General features: G+C 43.4%; 17 protein-coding genes. 12 read left to right on the top strand and 5 right to left on the bottom strand.

All coding sequences use genetic code 11. From position 1 onward, the window contains the following. The first annotated feature begins 45 nt into the window (after positions 1 to 45). The 6 genes from R7P67_RS03810 to nirD all read left to right on the top strand — a co-directional run bounded on the left by R7P67_RS03810 (position 46) and on the right by nirD (position 7,006). On the top strand, positions 46 to 627 hold the full coding sequence (locus R7P67_RS03810; protein ID WP_318085880.1) for an ANTAR domain-containing response regulator: 582 nt from the start codon (positions 46 to 48) through the stop codon (positions 625 to 627). 265 nt (positions 628 to 892) lie between these two features. Then, positions 893 to 2,257, top strand: a complete 1,365-nt coding sequence (locus tag R7P67_RS03815) for a CmpA/NrtA family ABC transporter substrate-binding protein (protein WP_005375887.1) — start codon at positions 893 to 895, stop codon at positions 2,255 to 2,257. 72 nt (positions 2,258 to 2,329) lie between these two features. Further along, on the top strand, positions 2,330 to 3,295 hold the full coding sequence (locus tag R7P67_RS03820; protein ID WP_140156331.1) for an ABC transporter permease: 966 nt from the start codon (positions 2,330 to 2,332) through the stop codon (positions 3,293 to 3,295). A gap of 11 nt (positions 3,296 to 3,306) precedes the next feature. After that, entirely contained in the window at positions 3,307 to 4,143 is an 837-nt protein-coding gene (locus tag R7P67_RS03825) for an ABC transporter ATP-binding protein (RefSeq protein WP_213969365.1), read from the top strand. Positions 4,144 to 4,153: 10 nt separating this feature from the next. Beyond that, complete coding sequence (nirB, locus tag R7P67_RS03830) at positions 4,154 to 6,673, top strand: nitrite reductase large subunit NirB (RefSeq protein WP_318085881.1); 2,520 nt, start codon at positions 4,154 to 4,156, stop codon at positions 6,671 to 6,673. Further along, positions 6,674 to 7,006: a nitrite reductase small subunit NirD gene (gene nirD / locus R7P67_RS03835; protein WP_318085882.1), complete on the top strand. Its 333-nt coding sequence runs from the start codon at positions 6,674 to 6,676 to the stop codon at positions 7,004 to 7,006. It begins immediately after the preceding gene. Between the two features lie 101 nt (positions 7,007 to 7,107). On the opposite strand, the gene R7P67_RS03840 is transcribed toward nirD, so the two are convergent. Both R7P67_RS03840 and R7P67_RS03845 read right to left on the bottom strand, forming a co-directional pair. After that, positions 7,108 to 7,512, bottom strand: coding sequence for a PPC domain-containing DNA-binding protein (locus tag R7P67_RS03840; RefSeq protein WP_213874029.1), 405 nt, complete (start codon positions 7,510 to 7,512; stop codon positions 7,108 to 7,110). Between the two features lies 1 nt (position 7,513). Next, a complete protein-coding gene (locus tag R7P67_RS03845; RefSeq protein WP_005375904.1) occupies positions 7,514 to 8,089 on the bottom strand; it encodes a TetR/AcrR family transcriptional regulator in 576 nt (191 codons plus the stop codon). 284 nt (positions 8,090 to 8,373) lie between these two features. Here R7P67_RS03845 and R7P67_RS03850 point away from each other — a divergent pair, with 284 nt between their 5' ends. From R7P67_RS03850 to R7P67_RS03865, 4 genes are all read left to right on the top strand, one after another. After that, a complete protein-coding gene (locus tag R7P67_RS03850) occupies positions 8,374 to 8,988 on the top strand; it encodes a glutathione S-transferase family protein (protein ID WP_053349944.1) in 615 nt (204 codons plus the stop codon). Positions 8,989 to 9,208: 220 nt separating this feature from the next. Next, positions 9,209 to 9,469, top strand: coding sequence for a hypothetical protein (locus tag R7P67_RS03855; RefSeq protein ID WP_005375908.1), 261 nt, complete (start codon positions 9,209 to 9,211; stop codon positions 9,467 to 9,469). Between the two features lie 29 nt (positions 9,470 to 9,498). After that, a complete protein-coding gene (locus R7P67_RS03860) occupies positions 9,499 to 10,728 on the top strand; it encodes a PP2C family protein-serine/threonine phosphatase (protein ID WP_054730367.1) in 1,230 nt (409 codons plus the stop codon). After that, positions 10,709 to 11,170, top strand: a complete 462-nt coding sequence (locus R7P67_RS03865; RefSeq protein WP_054730369.1) for an ATP-binding protein — start codon at positions 10,709 to 10,711, stop codon at positions 11,168 to 11,170. The genes R7P67_RS03860 and R7P67_RS03865 overlap by 20 nt, the downstream gene beginning before the upstream one ends. 70 nt (positions 11,171 to 11,240) lie before the next feature. On the opposite strand, the gene R7P67_RS03870 is transcribed toward R7P67_RS03865, so the two are convergent. The 3 genes from R7P67_RS03870 to R7P67_RS03880 form a co-directional block, all read right to left on the bottom strand. After that, positions 11,241 to 11,432, bottom strand: a complete 192-nt coding sequence (locus R7P67_RS03870) for a hypothetical protein (protein WP_025767706.1) — start codon at positions 11,430 to 11,432, stop codon at positions 11,241 to 11,243. Between the two features lie 34 nt (positions 11,433 to 11,466). Then, entirely contained in the window at positions 11,467 to 11,802 is a 336-nt protein-coding gene (locus R7P67_RS03875) for an Hpt domain-containing protein (RefSeq protein WP_025767707.1), read from the bottom strand. A 446-nt stretch (positions 11,803 to 12,248) separates the two neighbouring features. Beyond that, a complete protein-coding gene (locus tag R7P67_RS03880) occupies positions 12,249 to 14,399 on the bottom strand; it encodes a serine/threonine-protein kinase (RefSeq protein ID WP_318085883.1) in 2,151 nt (716 codons plus the stop codon). Between the two features lie 312 nt (positions 14,400 to 14,711). On the opposite strand from R7P67_RS03880, the gene tagH reads away from it, so the two are divergent. Together tagH and tssJ are read left to right on the top strand one after the other, a co-directional pair. Continuing rightward, positions 14,712 to 15,905, top strand: coding sequence for a type VI secretion system-associated FHA domain protein TagH (tagH, locus tag R7P67_RS03885; protein WP_149192229.1), 1,194 nt, complete (start codon positions 14,712 to 14,714; stop codon positions 15,903 to 15,905). An 11-nt stretch (positions 15,906 to 15,916) separates the two neighbouring features. After that, positions 15,917 to 16,372, top strand: a complete 456-nt coding sequence (gene tssJ / locus R7P67_RS03890; RefSeq protein ID WP_005375933.1) for a type VI secretion system lipoprotein TssJ — start codon at positions 15,917 to 15,919, stop codon at positions 16,370 to 16,372. Positions 16,373 to 16,381: the final 9 nt, after the last annotated feature.

Below are 16,381 nucleotides of genomic sequence, written 5' to 3' on the forward strand. Positions count from 1 at the left end.
TTGTTATGTCTCTCTTAGTGAGTGAGATATAAACAAGGAATGTGCATGACTCAATCAACGTCAAAAACACCCATCATAGTATGCTGCGATAGCCTCCTAGAGCAGGCTCGATTGTCCGGCTTATTGAGCAAAGATTACGACAACATCATGGGTTGCCAATTGGCACAATTAGAAACGCTTATGCAGCGAGAACCGTCAGCAAGCGTTGTGGTTGGATGGCAGCAACCAACCGCGGAGCTGCGTTTGATCGTCGATTTCTGCCGCAGAAAATCGGCACCACTTCTTATCGTCTTAAAGCAATTATCATCCAATGATATCAATCGGTTATCAGAAAAAATGGACTATGTTCTCATGCCACATGATAGTGAGTTTGCACTTCAACCTTGGATTGAACATGCGACATTAGTGAGAGCGAAATTCGAAAGTATGCAATCGGAAATTGAATCGCTGACCCACAAGATTGAAGAGCGCAAGCTGGTGGAAAAAGCCAAAGGTCTGCTGATGAAGATGCACAGCGTTGATGAAGATCAGGCTTATAAAGCACTTAGAAATTCGGCCATGCAATCGAGCCAAACGCTCGCACAAGTTGCCAAGAATTTGATAACTACTTTGGAAGTGTTGGATTAGTTGCTCTACCACTTTGGGGTTAGGGTGCGTTTTCTAACGTGGTGCGTGTTGCACTATCAGCAAGCAATAACAGGGAATAACAAACGGCAATATATACTAATTTATTGTATTTACTGTGAAAAATAAGTTGGCACAGTAATTGGATTAGTAGAATTGGGTTTATTGTTGAATCGCTTATCTCAATTATCAACGGCGGTAATTGTAGACTTAGCAACGGCGCTACTGCTCTTCGGAGTAGTGGCGCTTTTTTTATGGGAGCAAACCAATGAAATGGAGTTCGATGCTGAAAGTGTCAGCAATTTCGTTATCGGTATTCACCACGGTCAGCGTAAAGGCAGAGTTGGGTGAACCAGAAATTGAAGACCTGAAGTTTGGTTTTATTAAGTTAACCGATATGGCACCGCTGGCGGTTGCTTATGAGAAAGGCTTTTTTGAAGACGAAGGCTTGTACGTCACTTTAGAAGCGCAAGCAAACTGGAAGGTGCTATTAGACCGAGTCATCGACGGTGAGCTTGCTGGCGCGCACATGCTTGCTGGTCAGCCATTGGGCGCAACGATTGGTGTTGGCACAAAAGCAGAAGTGATTACTGCGTTCAGTATGGATTTGAACGGCAACGCAATCACGGTTTCCAATGATACTTGGGAGCAGATGAAGCAATACATTCCAAAGCAACCAGATGGCAAGCCAGTTCACCCAATCAAAGCGGATGCACTGAAGCCTGTGGTCGACAGCTATCTGGATAAAGGCAAACCGTTCAACATGGGGATGGTGTTCCCTGTATCGACGCACAACTATGAGTTGCGATACTGGTTAGCGGCAGGTGGGATTCATCCAGGCTTTTACGCACCAGACTCAGGCGACAACAGTGGCCAGTTGGATGCTGACGTTCTTTTGAGTGTTACACCGCCACCACAAATGCCAGCAACAATGGAAGCGGGCACGATCAAAGGGTACTGCGTAGGCGAACCATGGAACCAACAAGCCGTATTCAAAGGTATTGGTACGCCAGTCGTGACCGATTACGAGATCTGGAAGAACAACCCAGAGAAAGTGTTTGGTGTTTCCAAAGCTTGGGCTGAGAAGTATCCAAACACGCACATTCGCGTAGTGAAAGCCTTGATTCGAGCGGCACATTGGTTGGATGAAAACGACAATGCCAACCGCCAAGAAGCAGTGAAGATGCTATCAAAAAGCGAATACGTTGGAGCCGATGCCGAAGTTATCGCCAACTCGATGACGGGCACATTTGAATACGAGAAAGGCGACAAACGAGACGTGCCAGACTTCAACGTGTTCTTCCGTCATAACGCCACGTACCCGTACTACAGCGATGCGATTTGGTACCTGACCCAAATGCGTCGCTGGGGGCAAATCTCAAGCGAGAAATCCGATGATTGGTACATGGATGTGGCGAAAGAGGTGTATCGTCCAGATATCTACCAACAAGCAGCTCAAGCGCTAATTGAAGATGGAGTGTTGAGCAAAAAAGACTTCCCAGATTTCAGTGCTGAAGATGGTTTCCGTGCGCCACAAACACACTTTATCGACAACATCGTTTATGACGGTCGCGAGCCAAATAAATATCTAGAGAAGTTCTCTATCGGGCTTAAAGGAAAAGACAAGGTTTAACCATAACGATAAACGCCACAGGCGAGGGAATTCGCTTGTGGCAACAAGGATGTAAATTTCTTAGGAGTGAGTATGTCTAGTAATGTCATTTCCCTGTTTCCTGCTAAGCAGGTAGTGAACCGAAGTCGGCTGGTGCTTTTGCCCGTCATTGGCTTGCTGATCTTTTTGGCAATGTGGCACTTAGCAGCGAGAGAAGTGCAAACTTCATTAGGTACGCTACCGGGACCTGTGCAAACTTTTCAGCAGTTCAGCAACCTTGTCGATGAGCATTGGCAAGAGCGAGAAAAGGAACAAGCGTTTATCGAACGTCAGGAAAAACGTAATGCTGCGAAGTTAGCCAAGAATCCGGACGCGGAAGTGAAGATTCGTCCCTACACAGGTAAACCGACGTTCTTCGACCAAATCATAACAAGCTTAGTGACCGTAACTGCGGGCTTTTTGCTGGCGACGGTTATCGCGATTCCGCTTGGCATCGTGCTTGGTCTTAATCAAGGGCTGTATCAAGCGTTCAACCCAATCATTCAATTGCTTAAGCCTGTTTCACCTCTAGCTTGGCTGCCTATCGTTACTATGGTTGTAAGTGCCACTTATGTGAGTGATGACCCGATGTTTGCTAAGTCGTTCATTAACTCTCTGATCACAGTAGCGCTATGTAGCTTATGGCCGACGCTGATTAATACCGCTGTGGGTGTAACGAGCGTTGATAAAGACTTAATCAACGTGAGCAAAGTGCTCCAACTTTCGTGGTGGCAGCACATACGCACCATCGTTTTACCTTCTGCCATTCCAATGATCTTCACCGGTTTACGTCTCTCTTTAGGTATCGCTTGGATGGTATTGATTGCGGCAGAGATGCTCGCGCAAAACCCAGGGTTAGGCAAATTCGTTTGGGATGAGTTCCAGAACGGCAGTTCGGCATCATTGGGGCGCATCATGGTGGCAGTCATCACCATTGGTTTTATCGGTTTGATGCTCGATAGAGGCATGTTGCAACTTCAAAAGTGGCTGTCTTGGAATAAACAACAAGCGTTGAGATAAGGGAAACGATCATGGAAAAAGCATTATTAGATCTGACGCGTTTAGGGATGCGATTCCCAACGCCAGATGGCGAGTTCATCGCGCTTAAGAACGTTGATTTACAAATCAATAAAGGTGAGTTTGTATCGCTGATTGGCCACTCTGGCTGCGGTAAATCAACGGTATTGAACTTAGTCGCAGGGCTACACATGCCAACAGACGGCGGCGTGATCGTCGATGGACGAGAGGTGGCAGGGCCGGGACCTGACCGCGCAGTGGTGTTCCAAAACCATTCATTATTGCCTTGGTTAACCGTGTATCAAAACGTTGAGTTAGCTGTAAAACAAATTGCCGTCAAAAAGGGCAAAGAGTGGATTCAGGAACAAGTGAATCACTACTTGGAGTTGATTCAAATGCAGCATGCTGCGCACAAAAAGCCGGATGAAATCTCGGGCGGTATGAAGCAGCGAGTCGGCATTGCGAGAGCACTGGCACTTCAACCAAAGGTTTTGCTGATGGATGAACCATTTGGCGCGTTGGATGCGTTAACACGTGCGCACTTACAGGATGCACTGATGAAGATTCAAGCCGAGCTAAACAATACCGTCATCATGATTACCCATGACGTGGATGAAGCGGTGCTGCTATCCGACAAAATCGTGATGATGACTAATGGACCGGCAGCAACCATTGGTGAAGTGTTAGAAGTGAATCTACCTCGCCCTCGTGAGCGTGTCGCACTGGCGGATGATGCGCAGTATCAGAAGTGTCGACAAGCGGTGCTGAAGTTCCTTTACGAGAAGCAATCCAAAGTCGAGATTCCTGCTTCGAAAGAAGACAAACCCAAAACCGCAGCGCAAACGGCATAAGGAGGCAGCGATGAACAGTCCTTTAACGATTCCAGTAAAGAACGCATTGAGCCACATCGTTGTGGTAGGCAACGGTATGGTCGGGCAACACCTCGTCGAGCAATTAGTGCAGAAAAACGCGCATTTGGAGCACCGAATTACCGTGATTGGTGCAGAGCGCTTTATCGCGTATGACCGTGTACAACTTTCTTCTTTATTTGCGGGTAAGTCTCATGATGATTTGATGCTGAGTAACCAAGAATGGTACGACATGCATGGCATCCAACTCGTACTTGGCAGCCAAGTAACAGGCATCGACAGAGAGCAAAAGCGCATTCTGCTTGATGGTGAAGATGTGCTGGGTTACGACCAACTTGTGCTCGCGACCGGTTCTTACCCGTTTGTGCCGCCAATTGAAGGTAAAGACCGAGACAACGTGTTTGTCTATCGCACGCTTGATGATCTTTCACAAATCAAAAAGGCATGTGAAGGCGCAAGAACAGGCGCAGTGATTGGCGGCGGCTTGTTGGGTTTAGAAGCGGCAAACGCACTCAAACTATTGGGGCTAGAAACTCATGTTATTGAGTTTGCACCTCGCCTCATGCCCGTGCAGTTAGATGATGGTGCTGGCTTAGTGCTAAAAGAGAAGATTGAAGCACTAGGGCTAACCGTTCACACCTCAACGGGTACGGAACGAATCTGCGATGGTGAAACGGCTAAGCATCGTATGGTGTTTAAAGACAAAGATCCTCTCGAAGTGGATGTGATTGTCTTCTCCGCAGGCATTCGTCCTCAAGATGAGTTGGCAAGGCTGGCTGAGCTAGAAATAGGCGAGCGAGGCGGCATTGTGATTAATAACCAATGCCAAACCAGCGATGAGAACATTTACGCGATTGGCGAATGTGCCCTTTGGGAGCAGAAGATCTTTGGTTTAGTCGCACCCGGTTACACCATGGCGAGAACCACTGCCGATGTCTTGACTGGTATGCCAAGCGAAGGTTTTAAAGGCGCAGACATGAGCACCAAGCTCAAGCTACTTGGGGTGGATGTGGCGTCTATCGGCGATGCACAAATGCAAACCGAAGGCGCACAGGAAATGGTGTTGCAAGATGCGGTTGCAGGCATCTACAAAAAGCTGGTGGTTGATGCGAGCGGCACCCAATTGCTTGGTGCGATTCTCGTTGGTGACAACAGCGACTACGATGCGCTCTTACAGTGTTATTTGAACAAAACGGTTCTACCAGACCACGCAGCGAACCTGTTGTTTGATACCGGAATGCTTGATGGAGAGATGCCAGACAGCGCCATCATCTGTTCTTGTCACAACGTCACAAAAGGCGACTTAGTTGCCGAGATACAAGCTGGCACTACCAACCTGACGGACCTTAAAGCCAACACCAAAGCCGGTACTGGCTGTGGTGGCTGTAGCAATATGGTCAAGTCGGTATTGGATACTCAACTGGCAGCCATGGGGGTAGAGGTTAACAACCACCTTTGTGAGCACTTTGAGCTCAGTCGCCAAGAGATGTTCCATATTTGCCAAGTGGAACAAATCAAAGACTTCGACACCTTAATTGCACTGCATGGCAAAGGGCATGGGTGTGATATCTGTAAGCCGACAGCAGCATCTGTGTTTGCTTCTTTGTGGAATGAACACATCATGGAGCCTCAACATCAATCTCTGCAAGATTCTAATGATGCCTTTATGGCAAACCTGCAAAAAGACGGCTCTTACTCGATTGTACCTCGTGTTCCGGGCGGTGAAATCACACCAGACAAACTCATCGTGCTAGGCGAAGTTGCTCAGCAATACGATCTATACACCAAGATCACTGGCGGTCAGCGCGTGGATTTATTTGGCGCGCAGTTAGAACAGCTTCCTGAAATCTGGCAAACCTTAATCGATGCTGGTTTTGAAACAGGGCACGCCTACGGAAAATCGGTCCGCACCGTGAAATCTTGTGTCGGTTCTACTTGGTGTCGTTATGGTGTTGATGATTCGGTTGGGTTAGCCATTGAGTTAGAGAACCGCTACAAAGGATTGCGAGCGCCCCATAAGCTTAAGTTTGCCGTATCGGGCTGTACTCGCGAGTGTGCAGAAGCGCAAAGTAAAGATATTGGGGTGATCGCTACTGAAAACGGCTGGAATCTATACGTTTGTGGTAATGGCGGCATGAGACCACGACACGCTGATTTATTTGCATCCGACTTATCCAAATCAGAGTTGATCACCATGATCGACCGAGTATTGATGTTCTACGTCAGCACCGCAGATCGCTTGCAGCGTACGTCGGTGTGGATGGAGAACATGGAAGGGGGCCTAGATTACCTTAAACAAGTGATTTTGGATGACTCTCTCAACCTATGTGATTCATTGGATGAGCAAATGGCGCGAGTCATAGATACCTATCAATGTGAGTGGAAGAGTACGCTGGATAATCCTCAAAAACTGCAACGCTTCCGTCCTTTCTTGAACAGCACGTCGGGCAGCAAAGTCTTGCCGTACCAACGTGTGCGCGGTCAGCGTATTCCAGTGAAACAGGAGGTGTAAATGGCAGCTTTAACCAAAGTGAAATTGTGTCAGCTTGATGACTTAATGCCGTTTATCGGTGCTACTGTATTGATTGAAGGCGAGCACGTTGCGCTATTCTACATTCCAGATAGCGGTGTTTACGCCGTTCAAGATTGGGACCCAATTGGTAAGGCTTATGTGATGAGTCGAGGGATTGTCGGTGATATTGATGGAGAGATGTGTGTTGCGTCACCACTGTACAAACAGCATTTCAGCTTAAAGAGCGGGCAATGTTTGGAAGACGAAGTGCACTGTCTAAAAACGTGGCAAGTAACGGTAGACGATAATCAGGTTTGTTATTTAGTCGAATAATGATCCTCGAAATTAGCTTGCTCGATATGAGTAAATTCTTAGCGTAAGAGACAAGCGAATAAAGCTCCAGAGACAGTACAGTATGGCTCTGGAGCTTTTTACTATTTGGAAGGATTCACTTGTAGTTCGGTATAGCCAGTCGAGTCGTCCATCGTTCTGGTGAACTCAAGTTCTGAGTAAGAATGGATGATCAATTCTGCGGTAGTATCAATCACTGTGCCTTCCAGCAAATGCCCACCCCAGACTCGTCCTTCACGATCAGACACCGAGATATGAACGTGCTGATGTTCAGGCGTTAGGGTTCCCATCACAGAGACGATTTCAAATGGCTCTTGTTTGGTTAACGTACTCTCTGCACCTGCCAAACGAAGGTTGAGGTCAGAGACACAACCAACGCATGAGGCAATCGAGCCTGCTTTGATACCATGTTGCTCGACCAATTTCGCTAGGCTCAGCTTTAAGTCCATGCCTTTGGTAAGACGTACTGCTATCACTTCAATCGACATGTCACTTCCTAATCAAAACCAGCAAGCAGGAAAGCGCCGTATCCAAGTCGGCATAACGTTTGGCTTTGCCAAGTACGCGCATGCCTTGCATGTTGTTGAGAACAAAACGAGCGAGTTCTTCTGGTTTCAGCGTTTTCGGCACTAAGGTTTCTTTCTGCGCATTGGTCAGCGCATCCGCAATGATGTCGATAAGATGGTCAAACAAAAAATGCCCTTTGCGCAGTACGTCATCGTCTTCGCCAGCGTGCTCAATCAACGCATTTTGAATAAAGCACCCACAGTTGCGTTTGCGTTGCAGCTCAGCAAAAGATTTAAGGAACGACTCCAACTCAGGTAAAGACGCGTCGTCTTTTTCCAAATCATTCAGTGACGGTAGCGAGACCTTTTTCAAGTAGGTATCGAGCGCTTCGTAGTAGAGCTGTTGCTTGTCACCATAGGTGTTGTAAAGACTGAAGCGGTTGATGTTCAACTCGTCGGTGAGATCCGAGATAGACGTGTTCGCAAAGCCTTTGCGCCAAAACACATCCATAGCCACGAGAAGCTTTTCATCTCGGTCGAAGTTGGCTTTTCTTGCCATAAATTACCTGCCTGGGTCTGCTTATCGGGTAATTAAATTGCTTTGGAGGGATGGTACAGAGAACCTCTAGCGTTCGAACTGAACCAATATGATGAATACCCATCTATTCTTGGGTATCAGCCTCCAAATTCATGTGAACTCACAAACGGCATCAAAAATCTCGCTCAGCAAACAGACCCACAACTGTTTGAAAATTTTTGATAGTGAAGTTCTTGACTGATCGTTTATAAACTGGCTACAGTATATCCTAACCAATCGGTTAGAAAAAGATAAAAGGATGTGAAATGAAGCTCTATGAAACCGCAATGACTCCAAGTTGTAAGCGAGTTAGCATTTTTCTAAAGGAAATCGGTGGCGAGGTTGAGCGAATTGCGCTGAACGTTCGTGAGGGCGATAACCTATCTGAACCGTTTAAATCGAAAAGCGTGAACGGCAAAGTGCCTCTACTGGAACTGGATGATGGTACGACGATCTGTGAAAGCGTGGCGATTTGTCGTTACCTAGATGAAGCGTTTGAAAATGATCTGGCGCTGTTTGGTGCTAACCAGCTCGAACGTGCTCAGGTGGAAATGTGGCATCGTGTGGTGGAGTTCCAAGGACTAAATGCGGCATTTCAGGCGTTTCGAAACATGACCGGAGTTTATGGAGACAGAGAACGTTGCGTTGAAGCATGGGGCGAAGAATCAAAACAACGCGTCTACGAATTTCTGCCTGTCTTAGACAAGCGCCTTGAACATAATGATTTTATCGCCGTAGACCATTTTACTATCGTCGATATAACAGGCTTTATTTTGATCAGTTTCGCAATTAAAGGCCTAGAAATTGATGTGCTATCGACGTCGCCAAGCATTGCTCGATGGTATAACCAAATTTTAGCTAGACCTGCATTTCAGAGTTAATGTATTGCAGCGAGTGGATGATAGCTCGCTGCTACCACCTTACAGGTTCTTAACTCAGCAGGATATTCAAATTTTTTCAGATTTTTCTTATTTTTTCTCCTATCGCCTATAATTGGAAAAACAACCTCAATTTGCTTCGTTGCGTTTTAGAGCCTCGAGCTCTTGGTCCGTAGACGCTCTCTTTCATCATGGAAAGTCTAATAATAGACAAGGAGAGGTCATGAATATTCAAGTGAAAACTATCAATAATATTCTAATAGCCCTGTTAATGGTTTCGGTTTTTGGTCTATTCGCACTGTACCTCAATTACACACAGCAGAATGAACAGATTGAAAGGCTGCAAAGTCAGTTAATCGAAAAAGAGCATCAGATACTAATTTCTAATGAAGCGTTGTCTTACACTCGATATCAACACCAATTATTAGCCGAAGACTACAGCCGTTTTAGAAATGAGCAGTCAGTGACTAGTGTTTTGCGTTAGCCAGTATAGCAACCACTTTAAGGAGGCAGATGAAACCCATTCTTTTGGTCGATGACAGTAAAACAGTACTGCTTTACATCAGCAGTGCATTGGAAAAGCAAGGCTATGAAGTGCTTGCTGTTGAAGACGGACGAGCGGCGCTCGAAGTGCTAACCCACCGCCCTGATATTCAGTTTGTGCTGAGTGATTTAATGATGCCTGGAATTAATGGTATTGAATTGTGTCGCCAATTAAAATCTAAAGTTAGCGAACGTTACATTTTCTTTGTTCTACTGTCTTCTAGAAATGACCAAAGTTCGATCGTGAAAGGCATTGATGCTGGCGCAGATGATTTCGTAGATAAGAAGACGTCTGTAGAGGAACTTCAGGCCAGAATCCGTGCGGGGTTTCGTACTTTAGAACTGCACAACAAACTCGTTGAGAGAAATAAAGAGCTAGATGCGGCCTATCAAACAATCCACCAAGACCTACAGTCTGCGAGTCATCTGATGGAGCAACTACTCCCTTCTGAATCAACTATCCAAAATATACAGTTTAGTTATGTCTACAAACCATGCTCCCAGATTGGTGGTGATATGTTGGGGTATTTGGAGCTCGATGAACAACATGTTGCGTTTTATGTATTTGATGTTTCTGGTCATGGTATTTCTTCAGCTTTGATGGCTTTTTCTATTCAACAGACGCTATCTCAAAGTCAGGGGCCTGATTCGATCACGATGGAGTTGAGAGATGACGGCTATTGCGTAAGTGAGCCTGCATCTGTGATTGAACGGCTAAATCGGCGTTATCAGCAAACTAGAAACAGTCAACTTTACTTTACTATGGCTTACGCCATTCTTAACACAAAATCAGGGCAACTTAGCTATTGCACGGCTGGCCACCCCAGGATCTTAGTTTGGCGAGCGAGTACGAAAACGATGGAGCAGATAGGTGATGATAACTTTATCGTTGGTGCAATGCAGCCGATGGAATATAGCGGTAACCAAATTAGTCTAGATGAGGGCGATGCATTGTGGCTTTATTCGGATGGTTTGATTGAAGCGAGGCAGGGTGAGGAGATGTTTTCACTACAACGATTGGCATCGAGTATAAAAGCTGTTTGCACGCTGCCAGTTGAAGATCAAGTGGGAGACGTCTTTAAAAAAGTACAATCTTGGCACAACGAAGATGAGTTTGATGATGATGCCAGCCTTTTACAGGTAAAATGGCATGGTGAGAGGCTCGATTTTAAGGAAAAGAATGTCAAAGAGCGAATTTAAACGAACTTACGGGAGCTCCCTTACTCACTCACGAAGTGCGAGCAAAGACGTTGTTCGGTTTTTGATGGGTCATCAAATCCCCTTAAATGCAATTCAATCATTGGAGCTTTGTGTCGTTGAGCTCATGAATAACGCTTATATTCATTCTTACAGTGAAATAGAAGGCCTGCCAATTGAAGTGGAGTGTAGGGTTGGGGATGACCAAGTGTCCGGTTTCGTGGAACTGAGAGTCTCTGATTGCGGAGCGCCGATCAATGAAAAGACGTTCACCCAACATAAAAATAAACAGATTGAGGCACCTAACTTAATGGATGACGATAGTTGGTCCTCCTCTGGTCGCGGACTGATGTTAGTCGCTCAATTATCTGACCTGTTTAAATTGGAAAAAGGTTTCGAAAACAATACGTTTGTTGTCGTGAAAAGGAATTGGGAGAGAAACTAACAACCAAGCAAAGTCGATTTGCTTCACTTGGTCCCTAGCGTTAATCTGACGGTTGCGTTGTATATCATTGTTATTTTGTATTCGTTGTTGGTGCTGGTGATAGTAACGCCTCCAACTCTTCTGGTGTTAGAATATCACTGATGTTTAACATATTACTTTCATCATCTAGCGCCATCTTTGTACGGCTAAGTAAGTACCTTTTTTGAGTTGGTGTTAGGTCTTTGAGAGACTCAATCAACTCCCTGAAATTGCTATTATTCATTGCCATATTTCCCCCAGTTAAGCCTTGAATTTCTTTATTGCATATTCTTCAAGTAAGCGAAGATTTGTTGATTAATTGCAGCTAGCTCTTTAGTAACTATAGCTATATCTGAGCTATCTGGCGCTGTATCGTTTCTGGTTTTTTCTTCTATTCTTTGAAACGCAATGACCGCGGTGTCTTCTCCGAAACTCTCTAGAATGCCCTTTAAACTATGAGCTAATAGATAGAGTTCTGACCAACATCTGCTTGCATATAGCTCATCTATACGCTCTATATCATTCGTGTGATCTTCAAGGTATGTAGAAAAAACAGTGACGATGAGATCTACGTCGTTATCCATGTATGTATTGAGAACATCAAAATTAATCATGTATACCCCTATTAAACGTTGAGGTAGAGGAATGTTTCGGATAATGAAGGCTTAGCCGAAGGTATGAATGGCATAACCAGTATTTGAGCAGAAATAGTTTGCTTGTCGCTTGAGATAAACTTACAAAAAGAAAGTCATTGTTAAAGATATTTTGACTTATATCCAAACGGCAATGGTCGAAATGTAGGGATGAAAAAACTTCAACTCGCGTGTTTTTAACACAAGTAGCAAAGGGGACGTTTCCACGTAAAACGCCGAGTCGGTAAGTGTCTTGCAGTCCTAGTTTGAGGCTATCGTTACATACGGACGCCAGACGTTCGCCAACTTTGACTATTCCTTCAGTCAAGGCTAACTCTCCTCATTAAGTACAAGTATAAATTAGCAATCTAGTTGCATATTGGCAAGTAATCTGCGGCAAAAAAGGGACTCGCGTCCCTTTTGTATTACTAGCTTTGCTTAGAGTCCTGTTCTATTTGCTTCATAAGCTCGTTGGCTTTCTTCATAGCGCGTCTTGCGCTTGAAGTCCTTCGCTTATTAAGTAGTATATCGGAGAAGCGTAAGTATTTATCAGCAGTTTTGAATCTTAAATCGTTAACATCCTGAAAACCAATAGGAAAGTTTTTCGAGAACAGATCCACATCCTTCACCAAGTTATCGAGATGAGTTGTCGTCCTTGCCTTTTCTAGGCGAGAATAAAAGTTTTCAAACTCTTCTTGGAACAGGATTCTAGCGGCATCTTCTGGAAACGGTAGAGGGCTGTTGGAATCTAGCGCTGTCTCATATAATTTCATTTCCAGCACTGCATCTTTCATCGCATTACTTATCTGTAAGTTCTCTTGATGCTCTTCTACGTTTGAAAAGAAGGTGTTCCCAACCTTAATAAGAGCAACAAGTGCAGCTGCGTCTTTCTTTTGGAGTGCTTCAGTGAGGTGCTGACCGAAAACATCGCTAGATAACGAACTTGGCGTGAAAGGATAACCTTGATGAATCTGATTTAACTCATCCTTGAGCTCATAGATGGATTTAATGCCATCTTCTTTACTGTACCGAGACTTTTCAAGTTGACTGTTGATTTGCCTTGCTATCGAAAGTAACGTGGAGTGCTTGCTTGACTGAATATCTAAGGCAAGAACTTCTATTTTATGTGAGTCAGGGTAGTAGGTTTTTGCTTTATCAAGTATGGACTCAATTTCATCATAATTCGGGTAGTTGTTGGCATCAGAATTCAAAACCTGATCAATTTCAGATTCAAACTCGCTGAGAATATAGGTCTTGTGTAAGCGTAATAAGCCAGCCTTAACGACTGGATGTAAGCTTTTTTCACTATCAATCAGTGCCAAACTTTTTTCTGCTGGCGTATCAAGCTGCCACTCTTGTCCGGCAATTTGATCATTTTGCTTGCTAATAACGGTTTCCAAAGTTGCGATGGTTTCTTGTTGCTGCTGATAACCAAATACAATGCCGCTAACTAATAATATACTCGCTGCCGCGCCGCTAGCAATAGGCCAATAGCGCATATTCAATTTGCGTTTCAACTGCTCAGGGGTCAGCTCGTACGGAATGATGCCAGTTGAAAATACGCTTGAAAATATTGGCCACTTAGATGCAGGCATGTTAGTTGGTTTAGAGACCTTGATCTTCTTTTTGAGAGCTTCATTAACTGGAGTTCTTGCGTAAGGGTGTTTGCAACTCAATAACTCGTAAGCAATACAAAATAGAGCAAACATATCGTCGCTTAAGTTCGGTTCCTTACCGGATAACAGGTTGAGTGATGCATAGTTGGGAGTATAACCAAGCGTTTCAACATTTTCGGATTTACGTTTAGCCGCATATTGATCCTGCTTTAATTGATGAGTTTTAGATACACCAAAATCAAGCAACTTAACGTTACCCTCAGACGTTAAAATCACATTAGCGGGCTTTAGGTCGGCGTGCACTACACCAAGAGAGTGAGCATATGAGAGTGCATCGAGTACCTGATTTAGGATTGATAAAGTTGCATTAAACTTCAGCCCATGGGGCCTAGAACGCTGTATTAAACTCTCTAATGTTTCTCCGTTAATATACTCCATAACTAAAAAGTATATTTCGCCATCAACACCAAAATCAAAAACCCTAATGATATTAGGGTGGCTTAACCTTTGAGTTTGTTGAGCTTCACGTATTAACATGCGTGCAGTCTCTGGTTGAGAAGCAAACTCTTTCTGTAATATTTTTAACGCAACGTAGGGTGTTTCTGAACCTGAAGATTCAAGAATCCTATCTTTAGCTAAGTAAACATCGCAAAGCCCACCATGCCCAATAACCGACTCAATTTCATACCGATTTTTAACGGTCGCTCCTATTAAGCTTTCGTTAATAACATCTTTGTTATTATTTAATGAGTCATCTTTATTGTTTTTTTTCTTATTAACTAACGGAGTGTTTTCTTTTTGAGACAGTTTTGTATTTGTTTCATTTTTATTTTTAACGGAGGTTTCATTATTAGTGAGTCTGGTTGATTTAATTGCATTGTCTCGTTTTTGAGTCTTTACAATTTTAGTTTTATCTCCGCTTTCTTCGTTATTTATAGAATTGTTTTTATTACTGTCTTCCATCACAAGAACTCCGTATAAATGATGGGGGAATATATACCTTTCTGCTCAATGAAAAGTCATTATGTTAGAATTTCTCGGCCAAACTAACATTCGTTTTTTTATTGATGAAAGTCTAAGTGTCAAAAATTTGAACTTGGTTGGATAATTAAAATTGTTGAACAATACGTGATTGCTTTGATAAAAAAATGATTCATTATTCCGTGCATGATTTTCAATGGCAGTATTAAGATTTTTATTAATCTTACTGTTAATAAGAAAGTAGTTAATAATAAAATTAAAAATAATATCTAGCAGGTCTTTGGCGAGGTTTACATGAAGTTGGTTTTAACCATAACAAGTTTTCACAAATTTACTCCAGAGATTGAGAGTGAGTTCGTGTTTGAATCAAGTGATGAACATGCCAAGGTTACATTTGGTAGGTCTGAACAATGTGATTGGACACTACCAGATCCTGAAAGAGTGGTATCCGGAACCCACGGAGAACTGATTAAGTTTGGTGACAAATACTTGATAAAAGACCTCTCAACTAATGGTACTTTTGTAAATAATGCTGTAACTCCTGTGGGTCAAGGAAATGAAATAGCACTAAGCGATGACGATATGGTTAGCTTAGGGGATTATCAAATTTCAGTTTCTATTCAAACAGATACAGATGTAGTCAGTCTTGAGACAAGTAAAAGTCTTTCTAGCGCACCCCCTGAAGTAGTCTCAAGTCCATCGGAAGCAGAATTTGTTGACCTAGGCCTTAGTGCTAGTGAACTCTTAAACGAAAGTGTTCCTTCTGATTTTCAGCTAGATATTGGTTTAGTCGATGATTTTATTGATATCCCAAAGCCCGAAAAACAGAGCACCGTATCTGAAACTTTACCGAAAGTTAACCGACAATCAGAACACCTATCGACTCCCAACTTTGATACCAATGGGGGTGAACTTGCGGCTTTTGTTAGAGGGGTGGGTATAGATCCAATGATGATTCCCAACGATAACCGAGAGGAATGGTTCGAACAACTGGGGGAGTCATTTTCTTTGATGCTAGTTGGTTTAATGGAAACACTGCATAACAGAGCAGTGTTTAAACAAACAAATCGACTTAGTCATACCGCATTTCGTAAGTCAGAAAATAACCCTTTAAAGTTTTCTGCAAACTTAGAAGATGCGATTCATAACTTATATAACCGTCAAACCGCTAGCTTCTTAAAGCCAAATGCAGCCATTAAAGAAGCATTTAATGACATCGAAAGTCATGAGCAAGCCTTAATGAAAGGTGTTGAAGGTACGGTTTCGAGTGTTATGTCACTTGTTGAACCTACTTCTATATACTCAGATGCTTTAGCGAAAGACACGGTTATTAATAAGGTTATTCCAGCTAGGAAATATGCTCAAAGTTGGAAGAGGTTTGAGGATATTCATGAAAAGCTATCCGATGATATTATCAATAAAGAGTCTCCGTTCTATTTAGAAGACTTCGCTAAGCACTATGAATTAGCATTAAAAAACAAAGGCTAGGAATTAGGGTGATGAAAAAGTTTTACCAATATATTTTGTTATTAATTTCAATAGCTTTATTTGGGTGCTCAGCAGCGAACCTAGTTGTTGATCCATACTCAGATTTAGAAATAGCAGCAAGTCATAACATTAATCCTGATTCAAACGGCAGGCCTTCTCCTGTAGTGGTGTATGTATTTGAATTAACGTCAAATACCATTTTCGAAAGCCAGGACTTTTTTTCTATTTATGAAGAAAGTGAAAAAGTCTTAGGACCTGATTTAGTGAATAAATATGAAGTTTCATTAACTCCAGGTCAGAAAGAAACATATCAAGCAAGTATGTCTCCAAAGACAGAATATTTAGGCATTGTCGTAGCGTTTCGAGATATTGAAAACTCAAATTGGCGACAAGTCATTAAAGTGGATAAGACCGGTTACAACACATATCAAGTATTGTTAGAAGATCTGTCTTTGGTCGTTAAATAACGTTTAGTT

It is taken from the genome of Vibrio sp. Vb0937 (genome assembly GCF_033338855.1).

Excerpts from the sequence above, each read along its gene's own strand:
- R7P67_RS03810 (WP_318085880.1), top strand. The coding sequence starts at position 46 with ATGACTCAATCAACGTCAAAAACACCCATCATAGTATGCTGCGATAGC.
- R7P67_RS03815 (WP_005375887.1), top strand. The coding sequence starts at position 893 with ATGAAATGGAGTTCGATGCTGAAAGTGTCAGCAATTTCGTTATCGGTA.
- R7P67_RS03820 (WP_140156331.1), top strand. The coding sequence starts at position 2,330 with ATGTCTAGTAATGTCATTTCCCTGTTTCCTGCTAAGCAGGTAGTGAAC.
- R7P67_RS03825 (WP_213969365.1), top strand. The coding sequence starts at position 3,307 with ATGGAAAAAGCATTATTAGATCTGACGCGTTTAGGGATGCGATTCCCA.
- nirB (WP_318085881.1), top strand. The coding sequence starts at position 4,154 with ATGAACAGTCCTTTAACGATTCCAGTAAAGAACGCATTGAGCCACATC.
- nirD (WP_318085882.1), top strand. The coding sequence starts at position 6,674 with ATGGCAGCTTTAACCAAAGTGAAATTGTGTCAGCTTGATGACTTAATG.
- R7P67_RS03840 (WP_213874029.1), bottom strand. The coding sequence starts at position 7,512 with ATGTCGATTGAAGTGATAGCAGTACGTCTTACCAAAGGCATGGACTTA.
- R7P67_RS03845 (WP_005375904.1), bottom strand. The coding sequence starts at position 8,089 with ATGGCAAGAAAAGCCAACTTCGACCGAGATGAAAAGCTTCTCGTGGCT.
- R7P67_RS03850 (WP_053349944.1), top strand. The coding sequence starts at position 8,374 with ATGAAGCTCTATGAAACCGCAATGACTCCAAGTTGTAAGCGAGTTAGC.
- R7P67_RS03855 (WP_005375908.1), top strand. The coding sequence starts at position 9,209 with ATGAATATTCAAGTGAAAACTATCAATAATATTCTAATAGCCCTGTTA.
- R7P67_RS03860 (WP_054730367.1), top strand. The coding sequence starts at position 9,499 with ATGAAACCCATTCTTTTGGTCGATGACAGTAAAACAGTACTGCTTTAC.
- R7P67_RS03865 (WP_054730369.1), top strand. The coding sequence starts at position 10,709 with ATGTCAAAGAGCGAATTTAAACGAACTTACGGGAGCTCCCTTACTCAC.
- R7P67_RS03870 (WP_025767706.1), bottom strand. The coding sequence starts at position 11,432 with ATGAATAATAGCAATTTCAGGGAGTTGATTGAGTCTCTCAAAGACCTA.
- R7P67_RS03875 (WP_025767707.1), bottom strand. The coding sequence starts at position 11,802 with ATGATTAATTTTGATGTTCTCAATACATACATGGATAACGACGTAGAT.
- R7P67_RS03880 (WP_318085883.1), bottom strand. The coding sequence starts at position 14,399 with ATGGAAGACAGTAATAAAAACAATTCTATAAATAACGAAGAAAGCGGA.
- tagH (WP_149192229.1), top strand. The coding sequence starts at position 14,712 with ATGAAGTTGGTTTTAACCATAACAAGTTTTCACAAATTTACTCCAGAG.
- tssJ (WP_005375933.1), top strand. The coding sequence starts at position 15,917 with ATGAAAAAGTTTTACCAATATATTTTGTTATTAATTTCAATAGCTTTA.